Annotated in this window: 15 protein-coding genes; 8 read left to right on the plus strand and 7 right to left on the minus strand. The window is 59.4% G+C overall.

From position 1 onward, the window contains the following. The 4 genes from HU730_RS14365 to HU730_RS14380 are packed head-to-tail and all read right to left on the minus strand — an operon-like array spanning nucleotide 1 to nucleotide 2,840. A complete protein-coding gene (locus HU730_RS14365; RefSeq protein WP_034129024.1) occupies nucleotides 1-738 on the minus strand; it encodes an amino acid ABC transporter ATP-binding protein in 738 nt (245 codons plus the stop codon). Continuing rightward, complete coding sequence (locus tag HU730_RS14370; RefSeq protein WP_034129023.1) at nucleotides 725-1,375, minus strand: amino acid ABC transporter permease; 651 nt, start codon at nucleotides 1,373-1,375, stop codon at nucleotides 725-727. The genes HU730_RS14365 and HU730_RS14370 overlap by 14 nt, the downstream gene beginning before the upstream one ends. After that, a complete protein-coding gene (locus HU730_RS14375) occupies nucleotides 1,372-2,040 on the minus strand; it encodes an amino acid ABC transporter permease (RefSeq protein ID WP_058426445.1) in 669 nt (222 codons plus the stop codon). The genes HU730_RS14370 and HU730_RS14375 overlap by 4 nt, the downstream gene beginning before the upstream one ends. A gap of 14 nt (nucleotides 2,041-2,054) precedes the next feature. Further along, nucleotides 2,055-2,840: a transporter substrate-binding domain-containing protein gene (locus HU730_RS14380; RefSeq protein WP_034129021.1), complete on the minus strand. Its 786-nt coding sequence runs from the start codon at nucleotides 2,838-2,840 to the stop codon at nucleotides 2,055-2,057. A gap of 254 nt (nucleotides 2,841-3,094) precedes the next feature. Here HU730_RS14380 and HU730_RS14385 point away from each other — a divergent pair, with 254 nt between their 5' ends. From HU730_RS14385 to HU730_RS14410, 6 genes are all read left to right on the plus strand, one after another. Continuing rightward, nucleotides 3,095-3,790 (plus strand): FCD domain-containing protein, encoded by a 696-nt coding sequence (locus tag HU730_RS14385; protein ID WP_034129020.1) that lies wholly within the window; start codon nucleotides 3,095-3,097, stop codon nucleotides 3,788-3,790. A gap of 121 nt (nucleotides 3,791-3,911) precedes the next feature. Beyond that, entirely contained in the window at nucleotides 3,912-4,241 is a 330-nt protein-coding gene (gene trxA, locus HU730_RS14390) for a thioredoxin TrxA (protein WP_034129019.1), read from the plus strand. A 234-nt stretch (nucleotides 4,242-4,475) separates the two neighbouring features. Continuing rightward, the gene (rho, locus tag HU730_RS14395; protein WP_003176825.1) at nucleotides 4,476-5,735 is read left to right on the plus strand and encodes a transcription termination factor Rho; all 1,260 of its coding nucleotides are present in this window, start codon (nucleotides 4,476-4,478) and stop codon (nucleotides 5,733-5,735) included. 156 nt (nucleotides 5,736-5,891) lie between these two features. Beyond that, on the plus strand, nucleotides 5,892-7,874 hold the full coding sequence (locus HU730_RS14400; protein WP_054895998.1) for an acyltransferase family protein: 1,983 nt from the start codon (nucleotides 5,892-5,894) through the stop codon (nucleotides 7,872-7,874). A 59-nt stretch (nucleotides 7,875-7,933) separates the two neighbouring features. Beyond that, a complete protein-coding gene (gene ubiD / locus HU730_RS14405; protein WP_003195329.1) occupies nucleotides 7,934-9,400 on the plus strand; it encodes a 4-hydroxy-3-polyprenylbenzoate decarboxylase in 1,467 nt (488 codons plus the stop codon). Then, nucleotides 9,400-10,368, plus strand: a complete 969-nt coding sequence (locus tag HU730_RS14410) for a CDP-6-deoxy-delta-3,4-glucoseen reductase (RefSeq protein WP_034129017.1) — start codon at nucleotides 9,400-9,402, stop codon at nucleotides 10,366-10,368. The genes ubiD and HU730_RS14410 overlap by 1 nt, the downstream gene beginning before the upstream one ends. A 60-nt stretch (nucleotides 10,369-10,428) precedes the next feature. On the opposite strand, the gene HU730_RS14415 is transcribed toward HU730_RS14410, so the two are convergent. Beyond that, nucleotides 10,429-10,911: a hypothetical protein gene (locus HU730_RS14415; RefSeq protein WP_060763916.1), complete on the minus strand. Its 483-nt coding sequence runs from the start codon at nucleotides 10,909-10,911 to the stop codon at nucleotides 10,429-10,431. Between the two features lie 250 nt (nucleotides 10,912-11,161). Between HU730_RS14415 and HU730_RS14420 the strand changes: the two genes are divergently transcribed. Continuing rightward, complete coding sequence (locus tag HU730_RS14420) at nucleotides 11,162-11,815, plus strand: gamma-glutamylcyclotransferase (RefSeq protein ID WP_060763917.1); 654 nt, start codon at nucleotides 11,162-11,164, stop codon at nucleotides 11,813-11,815. Here the strand turns inward: HU730_RS14420 and glpT are convergent. Both glpT and HU730_RS14430 read right to left on the minus strand, forming a co-directional pair. Beyond that, nucleotides 11,812-13,149, minus strand: a complete 1,338-nt coding sequence (glpT, locus tag HU730_RS14425) for a glycerol-3-phosphate transporter (RefSeq protein ID WP_032878817.1) — start codon at nucleotides 13,147-13,149, stop codon at nucleotides 11,812-11,814. The genes HU730_RS14420 and glpT overlap by 4 nt on opposite strands. A gap of 291 nt (nucleotides 13,150-13,440) precedes the next feature. After that, a complete protein-coding gene (locus HU730_RS14430) occupies nucleotides 13,441-14,418 on the minus strand; it encodes an NADPH:quinone oxidoreductase family protein (protein WP_019817790.1) in 978 nt (325 codons plus the stop codon). Nucleotides 14,419-14,568: 150 nt separating this feature from the next. Here HU730_RS14430 and HU730_RS14435 point away from each other — a divergent pair, with 150 nt between their 5' ends. Next, nucleotides 14,569-14,976 carry a flagellar basal body-associated protein FliL gene (locus tag HU730_RS14435; RefSeq protein ID WP_014720413.1) on the plus strand — a complete coding sequence of 136 codons (408 nt, stop codon included), beginning with the start codon at nucleotides 14,569-14,571 and terminating at the stop codon, nucleotides 14,974-14,976. Nucleotides 14,977-15,089: the final 113 nt, after the last annotated feature.

The raw sequence follows: 15,089 nt of genomic DNA on the forward strand, positions 1-15,089 counted from the left end.
TCAGGCAGGTGATCCATGGCTGCCGATGAAGTTTGCCAGCTCGGCAGATTGCGGATGTGCAAACAGCACTTTCGGATCGCCCACTTCATGCACCTTTCCCTGGTGCATGAACACCAACTTATCCCCAACCTCCCGGGCAAAACGCATTTCGTGGGTCACCATGATCAGGGTCATGCCGTCTTTAGCCAGTTGGCGCACCACGCTGAGCACTTCATTGACCAGCTCAGGGTCCAGGGCCGATGTGATTTCATCGCACAGCAGCACTTTGGGTGACATGGCCAGTGCGCGGGCAATGGCGACTCGCTGTTGCTGGCCACCGGACAGTCGATCAGGGAAAGCGTCGAACTTCTCGCCCAGGCCTACCCGTTCCAGCATCTGCTTTGCCAACTGCACCGCTTTGGCCTTTGGCACTTTCTGCACCACTTGCGGCGCCAGCATCACGTTCTCGCCCACGGTCAGGTGCGGGAACAGATTGAATTGCTGGAACACCATGCCGACCTTCTGCCGCAGGCTGCGCAGGTCGGCGCGGGCCGCGTCGAGGTATTCACCATCGACTTCGATGACGCCGTCGTTGATCGACTCCAGACCATTGAGGGTGCGCAGCAAGGTGGACTTGCCCGAGCCGCTGCGGCCGATGATTGCCACCACTTGGCCTTCGTCCACCGTCAGGTCGATGCCCTTGAGCACGTGGTGATCGCCATAATACTTATGCAGGGCAGAAATTCTAAGCAGAGGCATGCAGTCTCCTTTCCAGGTAGCGCGCACTGAGGGACAAGGGGTAGCAAAGCAGGAAGTATCCGAGGGCCACCAGGCCATAAACCATGAAGGGTTCAAAGGTGGCGTTGGCGAGCATGCCGCCCGTCTTGGTCAGTTCGGTGAAGCCGATGATCGAGGTCACGGCGGTGCCTTTGACCACCTGCACCGAGAAGCCCACTGTCGGCGCGACAGCAATACGTAGCGCCTGGGGCAAGATCACGTAGCGCAGTTGTTCAAGCGGGTTGAGGGCCAGGCTGGCCGAGGCTTCCCATTGGCCGTGGGCAATTGAGTCGACGCAGCCGCGCCATATTTCAGCCAGGTAAGCGCTGGTAAACAGGGTCAACGCAATCGCCGCTGCCAGCCAGGGCGATATGTCCACGCCGAGCAGGGCAACGCCGAAAAACACCAGGAACAGCTGCATCAGCAGTGGCGTGCCCTGGAACAGTTCGATATAGGCGCGGGCAATGTTGCGTGGGAACGCTTTGCGGCTGATGCGCAGGGTCATCACCAGTAAGCCGATCAGGCCGCCGCCCACAAACGCCACTAGTGATAGCAGCAGCGTCCATTGCAGGCCGGTAAGCAGGTTGCGCACGATGTCCCAGAACGAAAAATCACTCATCGGCTGTTCCTCATGACAAACCGTCGGCCGATCCAGTTGAGCAACTGGCGAATCATCAGCGCCATGCACAGGTACACCAGGGTGGTCAGGGCATAGGTTTCAAAGGCCCGGAAATTACGCGACTGGATAAAGTTGGCGGCAAAGCTCAGCTCTTCAGTCGCGATCTGCGAACACACCGCCGAGCCGAGCATCACGATGATGATCTGGCTGCTCAGGGCTGGCCACACCTTGCCCAGGGCTGGTAGCAACACCACATGGCGGAACGCCTCGAAGCGCGTCATTGCCAGCGCCGCGGCCGCTTCCAGTTGCCCCCGTGGGATGGCCTGGATACCCGCACGTATGATCTCGGTGGAGTACGCCCCCAGGTTGATTACCATCGCCAGCACGGCGGCTTGCCATTCGGTGATTTTCAACCCCAGGGACGGCAGTCCGAAGAAGATGAAGAACAGTTGCACCAGGAACGGCGTGTTGCGGATCAACTCGACATACACACCAAAGAGCCATGCAAACGGCTGGATCTTCCACGCCCGTACCACGGCGCCGACAGTGCCCAGTGCCACGCCGAGGATGGCGCCAATGGCCGTCAGCTCAAGGGTGAACAGCGCGCCACGCAGGAGCAGGTCGGTATTGGCCAGCACCGGCACAAAGTCGAATTGATAGGCCATCGTTGAGCTCCGCGTCAGAGGTCGGCAGGCAGCGGTTCTTTGAGCCACTGCATGGCGTTTTTCTCCAGGCTACCGTCAGCCTTGGCTGCGACCAGGATCTGGTTGACCTTTTCCAACAGCGCCGGCTCGTTCTTGTTCACGCCCACGTACACCGGCGAGTCCTTGAGCTTCACCTTCAGCGCGGGTACACGTTTGGGGTTGCGCTCGCTGATGGCCACCATGACCACGTTGCCGCTGGCGATCAGGTCGACCTGGCCGGCCAGGTAGGCGGCGATGGTGGAATTGTTGTCTTCAAAGCGCTTGATCGTGGCTTCCTTGGGCGCTACCGCTGTCAGCTCGATGTCCTCGATGGCGCCACGGGTCACGCTAATGGTCTTGCCCTTGAGGTCGTCGAGGCTGGCGATGGCGGCGTCAGGCGGCCCAAACACGGCGAGGTAGAACGGCGCGTAGGCGTTGGAAAAGTCGATGACCTTTGCGCGCTCGGGGTTCTTGCCCAGGCTGGAAATCACCAGATCGACCTTGCCGGTGGTGAGAAACGGGATGCGGTTGGTGCTGTTCACCGGGGTCAGTTCCAGCTTGACCTTGAGTTGGTCGGCCAGCAGCTTGGCGGTGTCGATGTCCAGGCCACGGGGTTGCATGTCAGGGCCCACCGAGCCAAACGGCGGAAAGTCCTGGGGGACGGCAACCTTGAGCGTGCCACGAGCGACGATGTCATCCAGACCATTCGCCTGGGCGGGTGCCTGGCTCAGCATAAGGCTGGCAAACAGGGCAGTGAGCAGGGCGCTGTAGCGCTTGGTCATGGCAACTCTCCGGAAAAGGCGAAGGAATTTTCTGAGTTTGCCCAGTGCACAGCCCATGCCAGCATCGTTCGGATCGTCTGCAAGGCTGATGTTTATTGAGATGCACAGGTCTTACTGGTCTGAACAGTTGCCAGGGTTTTCGCACCCTTTTCGAGCGCTGACAAAAAGCTGCGAGCCCCTTTGGGGCGTGGCTTGCAGCCGGCCATAAATAGTTTTACAACGGGTCACGCAGCTATCGGGAACCTGTGCTTTTTATGAATTCCATTGCCCAAGCCGTACCGGAAGCGGCCTTGCAGGCCATCCGCAAACTCATCAAGGAGCAAGGCTTCGGGCCGGGCGATGCGTTACCGTCCCAGCGCGACCTGGCCCTGCAATTGGGGGTGAGCCGGGCGTCGTTGCGTGAGGCGCTGTCATCGCTTAGCGCCTTGGGCGTGGTCAGTGTGCAGCCGGGCAAGGGCGTGTTCGTGCAGGACGTGCAAGAAGCGCCCGGGTTTGCCTGGCCCTTCGCGGCGCAGGCTACGCCGCCGGATATCTTCCAGCTGCGCTACGCATTGGAGGGGTTTGCGGCGGGGTTGGCAGCAATGGCACTGACCATCGAGGCGCTGGACAGCCTGGAGGATAATGTCGAAGCCATGCACAGAGTGCTCAAGGCGCGTGACTTCGAAGCGGCCGCTCGCCTGGACTTCGAATTTCACCAGTGCATTCTGCTGGCCAGCGGTAACCAGGCAATGGTGAGTATCCTCAGTGCCAGTGCCGAGGTGTTTTTGGAGAGTCAAAAACTACCGTTCATCCGGCCGGAGCGGGCCATGGAAACCTGGCAGGAACATCGCAGGATCCTGCGCGCCCTGGCCCGCCGCAACAGTACGACGGCGCAGAAAACCATGCAGGAACATATACGTAATGCTGCGTTGCGCACGGGCATTGCGTTCGTGACGCCCGTTACGTCGTGAGTGGGGTCATACCCACACTCATTCAACTTCATAGCAAGACTCAATCAGACGCGGCTTCCTGAACAGGGGAAGGGCGGCTATGATGGGCAACGTTTTTTTTGCTTACAATCCGGAGACATCCATGAGCAACGATCTTATCAAGCACGTCACCGACGCGACCTTTGAGGCCGAAGTACTCAAGGCTGCCGGCCCGGTGCTGGTTGACTACTGGGCTGAATGGTGCGGCCCTTGCAAAATGATCGCTCCGGTCCTGGACGACATTGCAACCACCTACGAAGGCAAGCTGACCGTTGCCAAGCTGAACATCGACGACAACCAGGAAACTCCGGCCAAGCATGGCGTACGTGGTATTCCTACGCTGATGCTGTTCAAGAACGGCAATGTTGAAGCGACTAAAGTGGGCGCGCTGTCGAAGTCCCAGCTGCAAGCTTTCCTCGACGCGAACATCTAAGCGTCGTCAAAAAAGCCCCGCAAATAGCGGGGCTTTTTCGTAAAGCAGGGCTAGACGCTCCGAAATCCAGGTGGTACATTCGGCCCCGCAGTGGTTTCTCCACTGCCCCCTGCAAGCCGTCGCCGACGCATTCCTTTTCGATTAGTACGCGATCCTGTCGCCTTCTCTGCGGCGCGGCCTCATTAAGCCAAAAGCTTAATTTCCCCCCTCCATAAATGATTACGTCATTCCTATATGAATCTGACTGAACTCAAGCAAAAGCCGATTACCGACCTGCTCCAATTGGCCGAAGAAATGGGCATAGAAAATATGGCCCGTTCGCGCAAGCAGGACGTGATTTTCTCCCTGCTCAAGAAGCACGCGAAAAGCGGCGAGGAAATCTCCGGTGATGGCGTGCTGGAGATCCTCCAGGACGGCTTCGGCTTCCTCCGCTCTGCAGACGCGTCCTATCTCGCCGGCCCAGACGATATCTACGTCTCGCCGAGCCAGATCCGTCGCTTCAACTTGCGCACTGGTGACACCATCGTTGGTAAGATCCGTCCTCCGAAGGAAGGCGAGCGTTACTTCGCCCTGCTCAAGGTCGACACGATCAACTTCGACCGCCCAGAGAACGCGAAAAACAAGATTCTCTTCGAGAACCTGACCCCGCTGTTCCCGACCGTGCGCATGAAGATGGAAGCCGGTAACGGCTCCACCGAAGACTTGACCGGTCGTGTGATCGATCTCTGCGCTCCGATCGGCAAAGGCCAGCGTGGCCTGATCGTCGCACCGCCGAAAGCCGGCAAGACCATCATGCTGCAGAACATCGCCGCGAACATTGCACGTAACAACCCTGAAGTTCATCTGATCGTGTTGTTGATCGATGAGCGTCCGGAAGAAGTGACCGAAATGCAGCGCACCGTGCGCGGCGAAGTGGTTGCCTCGACGTTCGATGAGCCGCCAACCCGCCACGTGCAGGTTGCCGAAATGGTGATCGAAAAGGCCAAGCGCCTGGTCGAGCACAAGAAAGACGTGGTGATCCTGCTCGATTCCATCACGCGTCTGGCCCGTGCCTACAACACCGTGATCCCGAGCTCCGGCAAGGTGCTGACCGGTGGTGTCGATGCCCACGCCCTGGAGAAACCAAAGCGTTTCTTCGGCGCTGCGCGGAACATCGAAGAAGGCGGCTCGCTGACCATTATCGCCACCGCGCTGGTTGAAACCGGCTCGAAGATGGACGAAGTGATCTACGAAGAGTTCAAGGGTACCGGCAACATGGAACTGCCTTTGGACCGCCGCATCGCTGAAAAGCGTGTGTTCCCCGCGATCAACATCAACCGCTCCGGCACCCGCCGCGAAGAGTTGCTGACCGCAGACGACGAACTGCAGCGTATGTGGATCCTGCGCAAGCTGCTGCACCCGATGGACGAAGTTGCGGCCATCGAGTTTCTGATCGACAAGCTGAAAACCACCAAGACCAACGACGAGTTCTTCCTGTCGATGAAACGCAAGTAATACAGCGTTTCAGGTCCAAAAAAATGGCGTCCTTAATGGGACGCCATTTTTTTTGCGTCGAGATTCTGCGATTTTTGTGGCATAAGTATCCGTTAAGTAACAAAAATTGACGCGTGACTTCGCTCATCCCTTTCGTCGCAGACTGACCACATTCTTATGACCACCCTTGCTTACCGCAGAGACATCGATGGCCTGCGTGCCATTGCTGTCCTTGCAGTCGTGTTGTTCCACTTTGGTGTCCCTGGCATTACTGGCGGTTTTGTTGGCGTTGACGTCTTCTTCGTCATCTCAGGTTTCCTGATCACGTCAATTATCTGGCGTGAGCGTCAAGCTGGACGCTTCAGCTTCATCGACTTCTGGGCTCGTCGAGCCCGGCGTATCTTGCCGGCCCTGTTTGTGATGATCGCCGCGACACTGGCAGTGGGTTGGTTTCTGTTGGCGCCCAAGGACTATGAGGAGTTAGGGCGGTCTGCGCACTATCAGGTGACCTTTACGTCGAACCTGTTGTTCTCGCGTCAGCATGGCTACTTTGATGCCTCATCCGACATCAAGCCCTTGCTGCATACCTGGTCGCTTGCAGTAGAAGAGCAGTTCTATATTTTCTTCCCATTGCTGCTGACGTTGCTTTCCAGTCGGTTGAAGCACTGGCGCCTGGCATTGTTCGCGGTACTGTTGGTGTCGTTTGGCATGAGCGTCTGGGCGGTTCAGCATGAGCCGCAGAAAGCCTTCTTCCTGTTGCACCTGCGGGCCTGGGAACTACTGGCCGGTGCAATGCTGGCGGTGCAGCCCAAGCGTGAATGGCGCGCCTCGCCGGCCTTGGCTCAAGGGGTCAGCCTGGCTTCCCTGGCATTGATCCTCATCGCTGTGCTGGGCTACGACGCGAAAACGCCGTTCCCAGGTGCGACCGCGTTGTTGCCCGTGCTGGGGGTGGTCGGGTTGATCTGGGCCAACGGCCAGCAACAGACCTGGGTCGCTCGCCTGTTGGGCACACGGATCATGGTGGGTATCGGGCTGATCTCTTATTCCTGGTACCTCTGGCACTGGCCGGTGTTCGTGTACGCCAACTATGCCGCGGTGGATGGCTTGAGCGCGCTGGAGCTGGCGGGGCTGATGCTGCTTTCGCTGGTGCTGGGCTATCTGTCCTGGCGCTTCGTGGAAACGCCGTTCCGGGAAAAACGTTTGCTGGCTTCGCGTAAGGCGATTCTGGCGTCAGCCATGGTCGGCATTCTGGGGCTGGGCTTCACTGGCCTTGCGATACGCGAAGCTGACGGCGTGCCTTCGCGCTTGTCCGAACAGGCGTTGCGTTTTGCCCAGGCCAAGAAGTGGAGCCCTGACCTGCTGGCGTGCATGGCCGACAAAGATACGCCCGATGAACGCTTGTTCTGCCATTTCGGCCCGAAAGGCCAATCTGTTTCAGCGCTGGTATGGGGCGACAGTCACGCCACCGCGCTGATACCCGCACTCAAAGAGGGCGCTGATCGCCACGATATCAGCCTGGTCGAAGCCAGTTTTGCCGGCTGTATTCCCCTCGATGGCCTGGAGAATATTGCCCGCTGCGCGCATTTCAATCGTCGCGTCGAGAAGGCCATGTCCGAGCAGGCTTTCAGCGATGTGGTGTTGGCCGCCCGCTGGAGCCTGTATGTGTACGGGCAAATGTCCGGTGACAAGGAGCATGCGCTCAAAGACCCGGGCACCGGCCAGTATGTGCGTGCCGTCGCCGAACAACGCTTTGCCCAGGGCTTGCGCGAGCGCATCCAGGGCTTGCGCGCTGCCGGGCACAAGGTCTGGCTGGTCAAGGAAGTGCCGCTGCAGGAAATCATCGTACCTTACCGTCTCAGCCGCCTGGCCATGATGAACCGCCCCGTGGACGGTGAAGGGCTCGCCGTGGCCGAGCATGTAAAGCGCCAGGCCTTTATCACGCACTTGTTTGATGAGTTGGCGGCGGCCGACAGCGGTGTCGCGGTGCTGGACCCTGCACCTTTGCTGTGTGGCACCGACGGTGTATGCCGGGTCGAACTCAATGGCCGAGCGCTGTATACCGACGATAACCACCTTTCAGACGTCGGCGCGCGACACATCGAAGCCTTCCTGGAACCGTTGTTCAGTTCGTTGCAATCACGCGGATTGACGGCCAATTAAGCTGCCAGCCGCCCTCAGAGCAGGTAGGATGTACGCCTATTTTACGGGTGGCATGGTTAATGAAATTCAAGGATCTTCGGGATTTCGTGCAGCAACTTGAGCAGCGCGGAGAGTTGAAACGTATCCAGATGCCGATTTCTCCGGTGCTGGAAATGACTGAGATTTGCGACCGCACCTTGCGCAACAAGGGCCCGGCGCTGTTGTTCGAAAACCCGACCGGCTTCGATATTCCGGTGCTGGGCAACCTGTTCGGCACTCCCGAGCGCGTGGCCTTTGGCATGGGCGCCGAGTCCGTCAGCGAACTGCGCGAGATCGGCAAGCTGCTGGCTTTTCTCAAGGAGCCCGAGCCGCCCAAGGGCTTGAAGGACGCCTGGTCCAAGCTGCCGATCTTCCGCAAGATCATTGCCATGGCCCCCAAGGTGGTCAAGGACGCGGTGTGCCAGGAAGTGGTCATTGAGGGCGACGATGTCGACCTGGCCATGCTCCCGGTGCAAACCTGCTGGCCCGGCGACGTCGGCCCGCTGATCACCTGGGGCCTGACCGTCACCAAAGGCCCGAACAAGGACCGCCAGAACCTCGGTATCTACCGTCAGCAAGTCATTGGCCGTAACAAAGTGATCATGCGCTGGCTGAGCCACCGTGGCGGCGCCCTCGACTTCCGTGAGTGGTGCGAAAAGCATCCCGGCAAGCCGTTCCCGGTATCCGTGGCCCTGGGTGCCGACCCGGCGACCATCCTCGGCGCGGTCACGCCCGTACCTGACAGCCTCTCCGAATACGCTTTCGCCGGTTTGTTGCGCGGTAATCGCACGGAGCTGGTGAAGTGCCGCGGTAATGACCTGCAAGTGCCGGCCACCGCCGAAATCATCCTTGAAGGCGTGATTCACCCAGGTGAAATGGCCGATGAAGGCCCCTACGGCGACCACACCGGTTACTACAACGAAGTCGACAGCTTCCCGGTGTTCACCGTCGAGCGCATCACCCATCGGGTCAAGCCGATCTACCACAGCACCTACACGGGTCGTCCGCCCGATGAGCCCGCCATCCTCGGCGTGGCGCTCAACGAAGTGTTCGTGCCGATCCTGCAAAAGCAATTCCCGGAAATCACCGACTTCTACCTGCCGCCCGAGGGCTGTTCGTATCGCATGGCCATCGTGACCATGAAGAAGTCGTATCCGGGGCATGCCAAGCGGGTAATGCTCGGCGTATGGTCGTTTTTGCGACAGTTCATGTACACCAAGTTCGTTATTGTCACCGACGACGACATCAATGCCCGGGACTGGAACGACGTGATCTGGGCCATCACCACGCGCATGGACCCCAAGCGCGATACGGTGATGATCGACAACACGCCTATCGACTACCTCGACTTCGCGTCGCCGGTATCGGGCCTTGGCTCAAAGATGGGCCTGGATGCCACGCACAAATGGCCGGGCGAAACCACGCGTGAGTGGGGCCGGGTGATCGTCAAGGATGAAGCTGTCACTGCGCGGGTCGATGCGATCTGGAAAGAATTGGGAATAGATTGATGCGTGTAACCCTGCAACCTTCCGGTGCTGTGCTGGAGCTGGCTCCTGGCGAGCGAATCCTCGAAGGCGCCCGTCGCCTGGGCTATGAGTGCCCTCAAGCCTGTCGCAATGGCGTATGCCATGTCTGCGCGGCGTTGCTGGTGGAGGGCCGGGTACGCCAAGCCGGGGAAGTGCGCGATCATGGTGAGTTCTACACCTGTATCGCCGAGCCCTTGGAGGATTGTGTGGTGCTGTGGGATGGCGTTCTGGCGCCGGGAGAGTTGCCGTTGCGCAAATTGTCGTGCCAATTGATCGAGTGTGCGCAAGTGGGTGGCGATGTGTGGCGCGTGCGCCTGCGCGCCCCGGCTGGCAAGGCGGTGCGTTATCACGCCGGGCAATACCTGATGATCGAGCGGGACAACGGCGAGAAGTCAGCGTTTTCCCTGGCCTCGGCGCCCCATGCCGGGCGTGAGTTGGAGTTGCATGTACTGGCACGGGAAGCCAGCGCGCGCAGCCTCATCGAACAGTTGCAGCGTAACCAGATGGCGCGCGTCGAGCTGCCGTTTGGCGACACTCACCTGGCTGAACTGCCAGACGGGCCACTGGTACTGATGGCCGCCGGCACCGGCATGGCGCAGATGAACAGTCTGATCGAGCATTGCCGCGCTTCAGGTTTCAAGCACCCGGTGCATCTGTATTGGGGCGTGCGTCTGCCGGAAGATTTCTACGAAATCGAGCATTGGGATCAATGGCTGCAATTACCCAACCTGTTCCTGCACAAAGTCGTCAGCGACCTGTGTGGTTGGGAAGGGCGCTGTGGTTTGCTGCATGAGGCAGTGTGCGAAGACATTGCCGACCTCAATAGCGTGCACGTCTACGCCAGCGGTTCGCCGGCGATGATCTACGGCACGCTGGACGCACTGGTCAGCGCCGGCATGGATGCGCACCGGATGCGCGCCGACGTCTTCGCCTACGCCCCAAGGCCCTGAAGCCTTGCGCTGAATAATGTAGGAGCAGGCAAGTCAGCTCCCACAGGGGACAGTGTCGTGTCAGAAGCGCACGCCAGTTGTCACCATTGCCGCGTTGAACCCGAGCAACACCAACTCCGCCGCCACCGGCCCGTAATGCGCGCCCACCGACGGAATGATCACCGGCGCCACACCGAATCGGTTCAACGGGATCTTGTCGCGGTACTCGCCGCGATAGCCCTGAAGCAGCCCGCCGGTCAATTTTGCATACACCGGATACTCGGCCAGGTCATAGCGCTTGCCCGCATAGGCGTAGTACGAGCGCTGGCGGAACGAGTTGCGAAAAGTCACCCCGCCATACAGCAGGCCCGACGCCTCGTTGCGTTCCAGGCCGATCAAGTCCTGCTTGTTGTTGTGCTCGGGGTCGGGTGCGAAGTGCCGGGTGTAGACACTGGTCTGGGCGTACCAGAAGCCTTTGTCGTCGTTGGCGGGTGGGGTTTCGCTCGCCAGCGCGGTGGTGGCTTGGGCCAGGAACAACAGCCCAGGCAATCTAAATTTTTTCATGGGGCGACCTCGATAGTCGATGTAATGAACGGCTAAGTGGGTCGTTATGTGCGCGCTAGTTTGACGGCATGGCGCCCGCCCAGGCTGAACCGGGGCTGACAGTAGCGGGATTAACCGTCCAGATCCTGACGAGTGGCGGCGTTGATTAATGCCCAGTGGCACTTTTTCGCCGTACGGTTACAGCGCTGCGTTTTATTACGGTAAAGTCGCTCACAACTGGTAACACTCAGGAGGCGCACCGCATTTCGCCATGACCGCCATTGAAACCGATCTTCTGCAATTGGCTTACCCTCCGCGCCTCGATCTTGGGCCGCAACTCACACACGAACAGTTGATGAGCTCGATGCAAGCCACCATGGCACGGCATAAGGGTGGGCCGGTGTGGCTATTTGCTTATGGTTCGCTGATCTGGCGCCCTGAATGTTCATCCACCGAGCGCGTACGGGCACGGGTCCACGGTTATCACCGGGGCTTGTACCTGTGGTCCCATGAGCATCGGGGTACGCCGGAATTGCCGGGGTTGGTGTTCGGGCTGGACCGCGGTGGTTCCTGCAGCGGGTTCGCCTACCGTTTGCCGGAAGATCAGTTGGAGGCCTCGCTGTTTGCCCTGTGGCAACGCGAGATGCCATACCCCTCTTACCGGCCGCACTGGCTCAGCTGCCGATTGCAAGATGGCAGCACCGTGCAGGCGTTGGGGTTTGTGTTGGAGCGGCATTTGCCCAGCTATGCTGGCAACTTGCCTGATATCGTGCTTAATCATGTACTGCAAAGCGCTTGCGGGCGTTACGGCACGACTCGCGATTATGTCGAGCAGACCGTGAACGCCCTGCGTAGCCACGCCATGCCAGATAAAAACCTGGAGGCGCGGCTCAAGCGTTGTGCCAAGGGTTGCCCGGGCGATTAACGCGCCGAGCTGACACTGTTGGTGTGCCACAGCGTGGGGATCAGGAACGCGATCGCCAGTACGCACGCACCAATCAGCAGCACGAAACCACCGTCCCAGCCGAAATGGTCGACCGTGTAGCCCATGGCCGCACTTGCCGCTACCGAACCGCCCAGATAACCGAACAGACCGGTGAAGCCCGCTGCGGTACCGGCGGCCTTCTTCGGAGCCAGTTCCAGTGCCTGCAGGCCGATCAGCATCACCGGGCCGTAGATCAGGAAGCCGATGGAGAACAGCGCAATCATGTCGATCATCGGGTTGCCCGGCGGGTTGAGCCAGTAAACCAGGGTTGCCACTGTCACCAGGGCCATGAACACGATGCCGGTCAGGCCGCGGTTGCCACGGAAGATCTTGTCCGACATCCAGCCGCATAGCAGCGTACCCGGGATACCTGCCCACTCGTAGAAGAAGTACGCCCAGGACGACTTATCGACCGTGAAGTGCTTGGCTTCTTTCAAGTAGGTCGGCGCCCAGTCCAGTACGCCGTAGCGCAGCAGATAGACAAACACGTTGGCGAAGGCGATGTACCAGAGCATTTTGTTGCGCAGCACGTACTTGACGAAGATTTCCTTGGCACTGAATTCGTCTTCGTGGCTGGCGTCGTAACCTTCTGGGTAGTCGTTCTTGTACTTCTCGATAGGCGGCAGGCCCACCGATTGCGGAGTGTCCCGCATGGTGATGAAGGCAAACGCCGCCACCGCCAGGGCCACGGTGGCCGGTACATAGAACGCCGCATGCCAGTCGTTGAACCACGCCATGCCCAGCAGGAACAGCGGGCCGATCAAGCCACCGCCGACGTTATGCGCCACGTTCCACACGGACACCACGCCGCCGCGTTCTTTCTGCGACCACCAGTGCACCATGGTCCGCCCACTTGGCGGCCAACCCATGCCCTGGGCCCAGCCGTTGATGAACAGCAAAATGAACATCATGGTCACGCTGGACGTTGCCCAAGGTGCGAAACCGAAAATGAACATCACCCCCGCCGAAACCAGCAGGCCAAAGGGCAGGAAATAGCGTGGGTTGGAGCGGTCGGACACCAGGCCCATCAGGAATTTGGACAAGCCGTAGGCAATCGCAATCGCCGACATCGCCAGGCCCAGTTCACCGCGGGTGTAACCCTCGTCGATCAGGTAGGGCATGGCCAGGGAGAAGTTTTTACGCAGCAGGTAGTAACCGGCGTAACCAAAGAAAATACCCGCGAAGATCTGCCAGCGCAGCCGTCGGTAGGTACTGTCTATTTTTTCTTCAGGCAGGGGCGCCTGGTGTGCGGCAGGACGAAAGAAAGCAAACATTCAAGAGCTCCAAATTTCTTGTTTTGACTGCGGATGCGAATGTTACAGTTTCGTTACCGAAAATAGCATCGCCTCTTATCTGCAAACACAGGAAACGAGAGCAATTGCATGTTCTTTTACGAACATGTCGCCTATAGATAAGTGATGGTCGTGGTTAGGTCCTAAGACCGCGAAGTAACTGCTGTGGGAGCTGGCTGGCCTGCGATGACGGTCTTTCAGCTTCATCTGTAGCAGCTGACTCACCGCTGTCGCAGGCAAGCCAGCTCCCACATGGATTGCATTTCAGGTGTGTTATCGGGTTTGGACAACTATTTTACCCACTGCCTTGCGCTGTCCCAGATCATTGATCGCCTGTGCTGCCTGTTCCAGCGGATACACCTGCGACACCAACGGCTTGAGCTTGCCCTCGCCATACCAGGTGAACAACTGCTGGAAATTCGCTGCATTGTCCTGCGGTTGGCGCTGGGCAAACGAACCCCAGAACACCCCGACCACCGCTGCGCCCTTGAGCAACGCCAGGTTCACCGGCAGTTCAGGAATACGCCCGCTGGCGAAACCCACCACCAGCAGCCGACCATTCCAGGCGATCGAACGAATGGCCTGGTCAAACAGGTCGCCACCCACCGGGTCGTAGATAACATCGGCGCCATTGCCATCGGTCAGGCGCTTGACCTCATCCTTGAGGCTGGCTTCGCTGTAGTTGATCAACTCATCGGCGCCAGCCGCCTTGGCCACCGCGAGTTTGTCGGCGCTGCTGGCGGCGGCAATCACCCGGGCGCCCATGGCCTTACCGATCTCCACGGCGGCCAGGCCCACGCCACCGGACGCGCCAAGCACCAGCAAGGTCTCGCCGGGTTGCAGATTGGCGCGTTGTTTCAGCGCATGCATGGAGGTGCCGTAGGTCATGCTGAAGGCGGCGGCGGTGTTGAAATCCATGCTCGGCGGGATCGGCAGCACGTTATAGCCGGGCACCGCGACCTGCTCGGCAAAGCTGCCCCAGCCGGTCAGCGCCATCACACGGTCACCGACTTTCAGATGGCTGACTTTCTCACCCACTTCACTGACCACGCCTGCCGCTTCGCCACCGGGTGAGAACGGAAAGGGCGGCTTGAACTGGTATTTGCCTTCGATGATCAGGGTGTCCGGGAAATTCACCCCGGCGGCGTGCACGTCCAACAGGATTTCGTTCTTCTTGATCGCGGGGCTGGCGATCTCTTCCAGCACCAGGGTTTCGGCGGGGCCGAAGGCTTTGCACAGCACAGCTTTCATCGGACTATTCCTTTTGGCGTCGTGGCCGATAAGTGTAGGAGGGAACGCCCGCGGGTCAACGAGCATGCCCGCGCCTGATAAGCCCCCATAAGCTTGTGCTCAGCCTTGCTAGCGTTATGCTACCCGGCAACCGAATTCGAGGAATGAACTGTGAAAGCGTGGATCCTGTTGATGCTGGCCCTGACCTTGCCGATGGCAGCCCAGGCCGAAGAGGCCAAAGAAGGCGAGGCGCCGAAGGTCAGCTATATCAGCCTGAGCCCGCCGTTCGTGGGCAATTATGGCCTGGATGGCACCGCCAAGCTCAAGGTCTACAAGGCCGACATTGCCCTGCGCGTGACCGGTGATGAGGCGGCGAAGTTGGTCAAGGCCAACGACCCGTTGATTCGCAACCAACTGGTCGCGCTGTTTACCCAGCAGACCAACGAGACCATGAGCAGTGTGGAAGGGAAGGAAAAGCTGCGTCAGGAAGCGTTGAAGCAAACGCAGCAGGTGATGAACGATGAAACCGGCAAGCCGGTGGTAGAAGACCTGCTGTTCAACAACCTGATCATCCAGTAAGTCGCTGCGCGACTATCGCGGGCAAGCCCGCTTTCACAGGGGCTCGCATTCCAGTGTGGGAGCGGGCTTGCCCGCGAAGAGGCCCTGACAGGCACCGCAAGAAGCCAGTATCA

Origin of the sequence: Pseudomonas sp. SWRI22, from assembly GCF_014268395.2 — a bacterium.
Classification (GTDB): Bacteria; Pseudomonadota; Gammaproteobacteria; order Pseudomonadales; family Pseudomonadaceae; genus Aquipseudomonas; species Aquipseudomonas paracarnis.

What these genes read in the sequence shown, in the direction of transcription:
- HU730_RS14420 (WP_060763917.1), top strand. Translation starts at nt 11,162, where the DNA reads ATGACCGCCATTGAAACCGATCTTCTGCAATTGGCTTACCCTCCGCGC.
- ubiD (WP_003195329.1), top strand. Translation starts at nt 7,934, where the DNA reads ATGAAATTCAAGGATCTTCGGGATTTCGTGCAGCAACTTGAGCAGCGC.
- HU730_RS14400 (WP_054895998.1), top strand. Translation starts at nt 5,892, where the DNA reads ATGACCACCCTTGCTTACCGCAGAGACATCGATGGCCTGCGTGCCATT.
- HU730_RS14370 (WP_034129023.1), bottom strand. Translation starts at nt 1,375, where the DNA reads ATGAGTGATTTTTCGTTCTGGGACATCGTGCGCAACCTGCTTACCGGC.
- HU730_RS14380 (WP_034129021.1), bottom strand. Translation starts at nt 2,840, where the DNA reads ATGACCAAGCGCTACAGCGCCCTGCTCACTGCCCTGTTTGCCAGCCTT.
- HU730_RS14410 (WP_034129017.1), top strand. Translation starts at nt 9,400, where the DNA reads ATGCGTGTAACCCTGCAACCTTCCGGTGCTGTGCTGGAGCTGGCTCCT.
- HU730_RS14415 (WP_060763916.1), bottom strand. Translation starts at nt 10,911, where the DNA reads ATGAAAAAATTTAGATTGCCTGGGCTGTTGTTCCTGGCCCAAGCCACC.
- HU730_RS14375 (WP_058426445.1), bottom strand. Translation starts at nt 2,040, where the DNA reads ATGGCCTATCAATTCGACTTTGTGCCGGTGCTGGCCAATACCGACCTG.
- rho (WP_003176825.1), top strand. Translation starts at nt 4,476, where the DNA reads ATGAATCTGACTGAACTCAAGCAAAAGCCGATTACCGACCTGCTCCAA.
- trxA (WP_034129019.1), top strand. Translation starts at nt 3,912, where the DNA reads ATGAGCAACGATCTTATCAAGCACGTCACCGACGCGACCTTTGAGGCC.
- HU730_RS14385 (WP_034129020.1), top strand. Translation starts at nt 3,095, where the DNA reads ATGAATTCCATTGCCCAAGCCGTACCGGAAGCGGCCTTGCAGGCCATC.
- HU730_RS14365 (WP_034129024.1), bottom strand. Translation starts at nt 738, where the DNA reads ATGCCTCTGCTTAGAATTTCTGCCCTGCATAAGTATTATGGCGATCAC.
- glpT (WP_032878817.1), bottom strand. Translation starts at nt 13,149, where the DNA reads ATGTTTGCTTTCTTTCGTCCTGCCGCACACCAGGCGCCCCTGCCTGAA.
- HU730_RS14430 (WP_019817790.1), bottom strand. Translation starts at nt 14,418, where the DNA reads ATGAAAGCTGTGCTGTGCAAAGCCTTCGGCCCCGCCGAAACCCTGGTG.